An 8,015-nucleotide genomic window follows, 5' to 3' on the forward strand; every position below is an offset into this window, starting at 1 on the left:
GTCCCTTTTGTCAAAAACCAACGTCCTTTTTTCTTTTTCCCTCAGTCGGTCGTTTGGGAAGAGGAAGAAAACAGGTCAAGCTTATTGGCCCGCGCGGCTTCGAGCGAGGCGAGCGGTGTCTGGGTTTTGGCGGCGTGCTTTTGACGCAGTTCTTCGTATTCGGCGGCCGTCTTTTCGGCAAATTGTGCGCAGGTGGTCGGATCTTTGAGTTGGGCGGCCACGATAACCATTTGCGAAGCGTCCTTGACCCAGGCCACAATGCCGGGATATTCGGGGGCAATCTTGAGGGCGGTATGGAGCTTCGAGGTGGTGGCGCCGCCCACGAGCACGGGGATGCGCAGGCCGGCATCGCGGATGGCGCGCACGGTGACGACCATCTCATCGAGCGAGGGGGTGATGAGTCCTGAGAGTCCGATGAACCGGGCGCGGCGGGCGATGGCTTCTTCGACAATGCTCTCGGCGGGGACCATCACGCCGAGGTCGTGGATGGTGTAGTTGTTGCAGCCTAGGACAACGCCGACGATGTTCTTGCCGATGTCGTGGACGTCGCCCTTGACGGTGGCCATGATGAAGGTGCCTTCGGAGTGGTCGGAGGCGGCCTGCGCGGGGCGTTCGGCCTCGATGACGGGCCGGAGGATGGCTACGGCGGCCTTCATGGTGCGGGCGGTTTTGACGACTTGGGGGAGGAACATTTTACCAGAACCGAAGAGGTCGCCCACCACGTTCATGGCATCCATGAGCGGACCTTCGATGATGTCGACCGCCTTGGGATATTGCTGCAAGGCTTCGGCCAGGTCGGGCTCAAGGAAGTCGGGGATGCCCTTGATGAGGGCGTGGGCCAGTCGGGCTTCGAGGGGGGCGCTGCGCCAGTCGTCGGCGGGCTTTTTGCCTTCGGGCGCTGCCCCGCCGTTTTTGAGCGCCAGTCGTTCGGCTTTGAGGATTTCGGCCCGCTCGATGAGCTCTTCTTCGGCTTCTTCTCGGCGGTTGAAGATGACGTCTTCGATGATTTGGAGCAGGTCGGCGGGGATGTCGGCGTAGGTGATGGAGGTGGCGGGATTGACGATGCCCATGTCCATGCCCTTGCCGATGGCGTGGAAGAGGAAGACGGCGTGCATGGCTTCACGCAGATATTCGTTGCCGCGGAAGGAGAAAGAGAGGTTGGAGACGCCTCCCGAGACGTGGGCGCCGGGCAGGTGGGTGCGTATCCACTCGGTGGCGCGGATGAAGTCGATGCCGTAGCTACGGTGTTCGGGCATGCCGGTGCAGATGGCCAGGACGTTGGGGTCGAAGATGATGTCCTCGGGGGGGAAACCGGCTTTTTCGACCAGCAGATGGTAAGCACGTTCGCAGATTTCGATGCGGCGCTCGAAGGTGTCGGCCTGCCCCACCTCGTCGAAAGCCATCACCACGACCGCGGCACCATAGCGGCGGATTTCTCGGGCGTGACTGAGGAAGACGTCTTCGCCCTCTTTCAAAGAAATCGAGTTGACGATGCACTTGCCCTGGCAGCATTGCAAGGCGGTGCGGATGACTTCCCACTTGGAGGAGTCGATCATGAAGGGGACGCGGGCCACGTCGGGTTCGCTGGAGAGGAGGTTGACAAAATGGCGCATCTCTTCGACCGTCTCCAGGAGTCCGTCGTCGAGATTGATGTCGATCACGAGGGCGCCGTCTTCCACCTGTCGGCGGGCGATGCTCACGGCTTCGTCGTACTTTTTCTCGTTGATGAGCCGCAGGAAACGCCGTGAGCCGGCCACATTGCAACGTTCGCCGACGTTCATGAAGCGGATTTCGGGCGTCAGCGTGAGTTGTTCCAGACCGGCAAGTTGCAGCAGCCCGGTGCGGGGTTTCGGCCGATGGCGGGGGGCGGTGCTTTCGGCAATGAGCCTAGGCAGGCGTGCGATGTGAGCATCGGTCGTGCCGCAGCATCCGCCCACGATGTTCACCAGACTTTCGGCAAAGAACGGACGCAGTTGTTCTTCCATCTCCTCCGGCGTTTGGTCATATTGTCCCAGCCCATTCGGTAGTCCGGCGTTCGGATAGAGCGAGATGTAGAAAGGCGCTTCTTGGGCCATCTCCCGCAAGAAAGGCAGGAGGTCGTGAGCCCCGAACGAACAGTTCAGCCCCACCGAAAGCAGCGAGGCATGGGAGATGGAGGTGATGAAGGCCGAGAGCGTTTGGCCCGAGAGGGTGCGACCCGAGCGGTCGCTCACCGTGACGCTCACCATGACGGGGAGGGTCTTCCCGCGACGTGCAAACACTTCGTCGGCGGCAAAGAGGGCGGCTTTGGCATTGAGCGTGTCGAAGATGGTCTCGATGAGGATGAGGTCGACCCCACCCTCCATCAAAGCATCAATTTGCTCGCCATAGACCGTGGCCAAATCCATGAAGGTCACCGCACGAGCTGCCGGATCGTTGACATCGGCGCTGATGGAGGCCGTGCGGTTGGTCGGTCCTACCCCACCCGCCACAAAGCGAGGGCGTGTGCTGTCCTGTCGCATGAACTCATCGGCCACCCACCGCGCAATCTTCGCTCCTTCCACATTGAGCTGCCGCACAAACTCCTCGCACTGGTAGTCGGCCATCGAAATGCGTTGGCTCGAGAAGGTGTTGGTGGTCAGGATGTCAGCTCCTGCCGTCAAGTAACGGCGGGCAATATCTTCCACCACGTCGGGACGAGTGAGGTTGAGCAGGTCGTTGTTCCCCTTCAGTTGGCCGGGCAGGTGGGCGAGGGCTTCGTTGCGGAAATCCTCTTCTTCCAACCCGTAGGACTGAATCATAGTGCCCATTGCCCCATCCAGAACGAGAATGCGTTGCGCTAAAATATCTTGGAGTTGAGTCATATCATCTTAAGAAAGTCGGTTGAAGAACATTTGCCCCTCAAATCCGTCAGGCCAAATAGAAGGGGCGGGGTCGCCTTAGAAGCGCTTCATGAAGCGGTCGAGTTCGCGCTTGTCCTCACGCTCACGGATGGAAGCGCGCTTGTCAAACTCCTTTTTACCGCGCGCCAAAGCAATGTCCAGTTTGGCGTGTCCGTTGTTGTCGATAAAGAGCGTGAGCGGAACAATCGTAAATCCTGGGGAGGTAGTGTCATTCTGCAACGCCCGAATCTCTTTCTTGTTCAGCAGCAGTTTACGATCACGACGCGTGGCGTGATTGTTGTACGACCCATTTTCGTACTCTGCGATATACATGTTCTTCACCCACAGCTCTCCGTTGTAGATGAAGCAAAAAGTATCGACCAGCGAGGCTTTTCCTGCACGGATGCTTTTGATTTCTGTGCCCGTCAACACAATGCCTGCCGTGTAGGTGTCAATCACCTCAAAGTCGAAAGTGGCGCGTTTGTTCTTTATTCTAATGCGTTGCGGTTGTTGTTTTCCGCTTTTGGTTTTAGCCATGAGTAATCTCTATAAAATCTTGTAGATGTTCATCTAAATAATGAGCAATCTGAGCCGTAATCTCTTCCTCTCGCTCCATAAACTCGTCGTCCAAATCCTCAAAATCCGGATACTGTTCGTAGAGCGCCATAAATTCCTCGTCCGAGCACGGCTTGGTGAGAGGCTCTGCGTGAAGTTCGTAAAGTTCACGCGCTTTATAAATGAATTTCGAAAACTCCTTCAATCCCCATAAGCGCATCGCTTTGGCAAACGGATTGAGGAAAAAGAAAGGGCCATAGCCATTGTGGATGAGCTGGATGAACCCGCCATCGCAAAGTTCATCGCGCAGAATCACGTAAGCCCATAGTGTGATTTGGTCAGGTTCGAGTTTGCCCAAAGCCTCGGCAGTCAATTCTCCACCGGCGTAGTGGCTGATGGCATCCACCACTACTTGCACAAACTCGTCCATCCCCTTTTGTGCCGCAACTTGAAGGGCGGCATCGCTCACTTTTATCTTCATCTTCTCATTTCTTCTATCAAAGTTTTCATTCCTTTTATCTTTTCGCCGGCAATCTGGTGAAGCACCCTTTTCACGACATCACGCTTTACGGCAACGTAAGCCGTGTGAGCCCCCAGGTCGATGCGCCCAATTTGTGCAGAGGTCAATCCTCCTTTTTTACAGAGAAAGCCTAAGACATCGGCTTTCGAGAGCTTATCTTTTTTACCACGGCCTATATAAAGTACCGCCCATTCAGGATGGAAAGGTTGGGGAGTGATGTCATCGACATTCAGCACTTCATTACTTTCTACAAATGCGGGAACGTTTTCCTCAGGACCGACCATCAAAAACGCTGTGCCTGTGTCTTCCCATCGAGCAGTACGCCCCGAACGATGGGTGAAAGTAGCCTCATCAATCGGAAGATGATAATGAATGATGGCACGCACAGCGGGAATATCAAGTCCACGTGCTGCCAAATCAGTGCTCACCAAGATGGTCGAAGCCCCTGCTCGGAAACGGTACAAAGCGCGTTCGCGCACTTCTTGTTCCATTCCGCCATGATAGACGGTGGCCGCAAACTGTTCCTCTTTTAAGTATTTGGCGATGCGTTCTGCACTTTCACGATGGGCGACGAAAACAATGGCACTTTGCCCTTGTAGATGCGTGAGGAGTCGGGCCAACGTTGAGAGTTTGTCTTTTTCAGGCGAAGGTACGATGCAAATCTCTAAACGTGCCTGCAAATCGTGAACTGTGGCCAGAAAGTCGATTGTCTTAAACTCGCGTCTTTGCAACAAAGAAGGGGCGTCTAAGGCGTTTTCTTCTGACTTTTCCTCAAACAGAGTAGCAGAAGTCAATACCACTTGCGGAACATGGACCAAAGCAGTGGTAATGTTGTCCATCTCTTCGCGAAATCCCAACTCCAAGCATTTGTCATACTCGTCTACAATAAGAATCCGTGTCGACAGCACATTGAGATTCTCTTTTCCGATGTGATCAAGCAGACGCCCCGGTGTGGCAAAAATGATGTGAGGATTGATTTCTCGCAGCCGGCGATGCTCCTCCATTGCAGGGCGGCCGCCATACAAGCTCATACTTCGTATCTCTCGGGTTTGCTCCTTCAGCACACTTTCCACTTGTAAAGCCAGTTCACGCGTGGGCACCACCACAACCGCCTGCAATCGAGGACTGTTCGTATCTATCATTTCGATAACAGGAAGAATAAATGCCAATGTTTTGCCACTTCCTGTGGGAGAAAGTAGTAATACATTGTTTTGCGAACGAATGGCAGCACCTGCCGCCTCTTGCATAGGAGTGAGTGTCATTGGCGAGAAGATAGAAAAATGGCTGTGCCGGTGATGATGATGAAACTCCGAGTAGTAAGGATTTGAGCGCCCAGACATCCTTTGTAATCCGACTTCCACGCTGCATTGAAAGCGCAGCATCGGCACGCCATTGGATGAAGAGCCTTCTCGGTGATTCTGAATTAAATTGATGAGTATCCCAATCGAACCAGCACAGCCTAAAGCTTTGTTTGTATATGTCAAAGATGGCCTCAAGGCCATTCAACAAACTCTCTTGTTTGTGAGAGCAAAGTTAGTAGTTTCTTTTCTTACGACCAAAGGTTTCTGTTATTTTCTTTATATTCTTTTCGAAGATCGTGTAGAAAGAGTGTTTTCGGGAAAAAGGTACAAGCTTAAATCATTGAAGCAGATAACCTCGAATTGTCTTAAAAAGAGAAGTGGGCATACCCTAAAAAAAGGTATGCCCACTTCATAATGTTAGTACACTTCAACCTTTGCGGCTAAGCGTTTGGCTTTACTGCGGATGTCTTCAAGGCTTTCCTGCAATTCTCCCGACACCAGCACTACCCCCATTCGTCGATTAAGGCGTGTGGTCGGTTTCCCGAAAATCCGGAGGTCGGCATCTTCTTCGCAAGTCTCTTCCAGCCCACGATAGCGAGGAGGCTCTGCTGAGGCTATGGGGCTGAGTATGACAGCGCTGGCACCTTTTCTCAGCATTTTGATAGAAGGCAATGGAAGTCCGAGGGCAGCCCGACAATGAAGCTCAAATTCATTGAAGTTTTGCGTTCCGGCCAGTGTCACCATTCCTGTGTCGTGGGGGCGTGGGGACAACTCGCTGAAATAGACACCATGAGTTTCGCTGATGAAGAACTCGACACCCCAAATGCCCGAACCTGTCAAGGCTTCGGTGACGGCTTTGGCTTGTCGTTGTGCTTCGGCAAGATGCTCGGGCTTCATGGACAAGGGCTGAAAACTTTCGCGATAATCTCCACCTTGTTGTACATGCCCGATGGGAGGACAGAAAAGCGTATTCCCATTGTCTTGTGTCAAGGTGAGAAGGGTGATTTCGTAATCGAAATGGACGAACTCTTCAATGATAAGCTCTTGAATGTCGCCACGACTACCGGCGATGCCATAGTCAAATGCGTGCCGCAAATCATCGGCCGATTTCACCAAACTTTGTCCTTTACCGCTCGAACTCATCAACGGCTTAACGATACAGGGGTAACCCAAATCTTCAGCCCCCTTGCACAATTCCTCATAAGTCGTAGCATAGTGGTAGCGAGCTGTCTTTAAGCCCAGTTCTTTTGCGGCCAAGTCGCGGATGGCTTTGCGATTCATTGTGAAGTTGACAGCACGTGCAGAGGGGACAACTCGGATGCCTTGCTGTTCGTAGTCATAAAGCCGTTCGGTGCGAATGGCTTCAATCTCACAAACAATGATATCCGGCCGATGTTTGTCTACGACAGCATCTAAAGCATCTCCATCGAGCATCGAGAAGATTTCGCGTTCGTCAGCCACCTGCATTGCCGGTGCATGGTCATAACTATCGCAGGCCACGACATATTGGCCAAGGCGTTGCGCGGCAATGACAAACTCTTTGCCGAGTTCGCCCGAACCGAGAAGAAGAATTTTTTTCATGATGTGTGATGTGTAACATTTACAACTTAGCAACTGCCCAGCGGTTCTATCTTAGAGAGCTGCAACACAATCATCTTCTCCGGACGAGCAGCCGGCAGGAGAGGGCACTCTCTGGCAAAGTGTTTGAGAAACTCAATGGTTTCAGTACGTGGAGAAAGCGTAGAAGTAGAATTTTCCATAGGCGCATTTTATACTTTGTTCTTAGTCTAAAACGCGAGGAAAATGTTTTTAGTACACCACGCAGCAAAAAAAGTGTTCTTTCGTCCTTAGAGCAGTTCGAGCGAAATGCCATGCTCCTGTGCCATACGTCGCATATTGATGAGTGCATAGCGCATTCTTCCTAAGGAAGTGTTGATACTGACTCCTGTGATTTCTGCGATTTCCTTGAACGACAGATCCTGATAAAAGCGCATAAACACGACTTCGCGTTGCGGTTCCGGAAGATGGTCCATCAAACTCCGCACATCGCAAAGCGTCTGATGGTTGATCAAAGTGGCTTCTTGCGAAGCATCAGCCATATCGGCCGAAGTGAAGAGCTTTCTTTCCACCTCATCACAGTTGACCATATTCACGCCATTCTCTTGCCGATAATGATCGATGATAAGATTGTGTGCAATGCGTGTGAGCCACGAGAAGAAGCGCCCGGACTCGGTGTATCGTCCTTGGCGAAGGGTCAGAATGACCTTGACAAACGTTTCTTGAAAAAGGTCGTCGGCCAAGTCTGCATCGCGAACAGTGAAGAAGATGTAATTGTACAGCCTATCTTTATGACGCTCCAAGAGGCAATCGAAAGCCTCATTGCATCCTTTCTGATAACGCTCAACCAAATCCTGGTCGGTCATCTTATTGAATTGTTCCATTACAATTTTGATTTGATGAATGTTGCGCGTAAAGTTTTCTCGATAGGCAAAATGGGATTTGAAAGAAGTAAATGACTGCGCAAAAGTAAAACATATATTCCACTCTGCCAAACAAAATACTTATTTTTACCTGCATTAAACTCAAAAAAAACATGACGTAGAGTCAACCGGCAAGTGCAACTTAGCGATTCATTTTGAATATCTGCTTGCAAGAAAAATGTTATTTCCCTTTGCCGTTTCCAAAAAAAACTAATTTTGCAGCGTGGTTATGTGATACACGCTGCAGCATCAACCTTTTACAAACAAAGTGTACACCAAACCTCACGTTCCTTATTCA

The 8,015-nt window shown here is 52.0% G+C and carries 7 protein-coding genes; all 7 read right to left on the reverse strand.

What is annotated here, in order from left to right:
- Window positions 1-41: 41 nt before the first annotated feature.
- The 7 genes from metH to H8527_RS09235 all read right to left on the reverse strand — a co-directional run bounded on the left by metH (window position 42) and on the right by H8527_RS09235 (window position 7,678).
- Window positions 42-2,843 (reverse strand): methionine synthase, encoded by a 2,802-nt coding sequence (metH, locus tag H8527_RS09205; protein ID WP_187547607.1) that lies wholly within the window; start codon window positions 2,841-2,843, stop codon window positions 42-44.
- A 75-nt stretch (window positions 2,844-2,918) separates the two neighbouring features.
- Window positions 2,919-3,398 carry an SsrA-binding protein SmpB gene (smpB, locus tag H8527_RS09210; RefSeq protein ID WP_187547609.1) on the reverse strand — a complete coding sequence of 160 codons (480 nt, stop codon included), beginning with the start codon at window positions 3,396-3,398 and terminating at the stop codon, window positions 2,919-2,921.
- Complete coding sequence (locus H8527_RS09215; protein ID WP_187547610.1) at window positions 3,391-3,897, reverse strand: DMP19 family protein; 507 nt, start codon at window positions 3,895-3,897, stop codon at window positions 3,391-3,393. Before H8527_RS09215 ends, smpB begins: the two co-directional genes overlap by 8 nt.
- Complete coding sequence (locus H8527_RS09220) at window positions 3,894-5,198, reverse strand: DEAD/DEAH box helicase (RefSeq protein ID WP_187547616.1); 1,305 nt, start codon at window positions 5,196-5,198, stop codon at window positions 3,894-3,896. The genes H8527_RS09215 and H8527_RS09220 overlap by 4 nt, the downstream gene beginning before the upstream one ends.
- Before the next feature lie 456 nt (window positions 5,199-5,654).
- Complete coding sequence (gene purT, locus H8527_RS09225; RefSeq protein WP_187547611.1) at window positions 5,655-6,818, reverse strand: formate-dependent phosphoribosylglycinamide formyltransferase; 1,164 nt, start codon at window positions 6,816-6,818, stop codon at window positions 5,655-5,657.
- Window positions 6,819-6,844: 26 nt separating this feature from the next.
- Entirely contained in the window at window positions 6,845-6,997 is a 153-nt protein-coding gene (locus tag H8527_RS09230) for a hypothetical protein (protein WP_187547612.1), read from the reverse strand.
- An 87-nt stretch (window positions 6,998-7,084) separates the two neighbouring features.
- A complete protein-coding gene (locus tag H8527_RS09235; protein ID WP_187547613.1) occupies window positions 7,085-7,678 on the reverse strand; it encodes a sigma-70 family RNA polymerase sigma factor in 594 nt (197 codons plus the stop codon).
- Window positions 7,679-8,015: the final 337 nt, after the last annotated feature.

This window comes from Alloprevotella sp. Lung230 (genome assembly GCF_014385435.1).
GTDB lineage: Bacteria > Bacteroidota > Bacteroidia > Bacteroidales > Bacteroidaceae > Alloprevotella.

What these genes read in the sequence shown, in the direction of transcription:
- metH (WP_187547607.1), bottom strand. Translation starts at nt 2,843, where the DNA reads ATGACTCAACTCCAAGATATTTTAGCGCAACGCATTCTCGTTCTGGAT.
- smpB (WP_187547609.1), bottom strand. Translation starts at nt 3,398, where the DNA reads ATGGCTAAAACCAAAAGCGGAAAACAACAACCGCAACGCATTAGAATA.
- H8527_RS09215 (WP_187547610.1), bottom strand. Translation starts at nt 3,897, where the DNA reads ATGAAGATAAAAGTGAGCGATGCCGCCCTTCAAGTTGCGGCACAAAAG.
- H8527_RS09220 (WP_187547616.1), bottom strand. Translation starts at nt 5,198, where the DNA reads ATGACACTCACTCCTATGCAAGAGGCGGCAGGTGCTGCCATTCGTTCG.
- purT (WP_187547611.1), bottom strand. Translation starts at nt 6,818, where the DNA reads ATGAAAAAAATTCTTCTTCTCGGTTCGGGCGAACTCGGCAAAGAGTTT.
- H8527_RS09230 (WP_187547612.1), bottom strand. Translation starts at nt 6,997, where the DNA reads ATGGAAAATTCTACTTCTACGCTTTCTCCACGTACTGAAACCATTGAG.
- H8527_RS09235 (WP_187547613.1), bottom strand. Translation starts at nt 7,678, where the DNA reads ATGGAACAATTCAATAAGATGACCGACCAGGATTTGGTTGAGCGTTAT.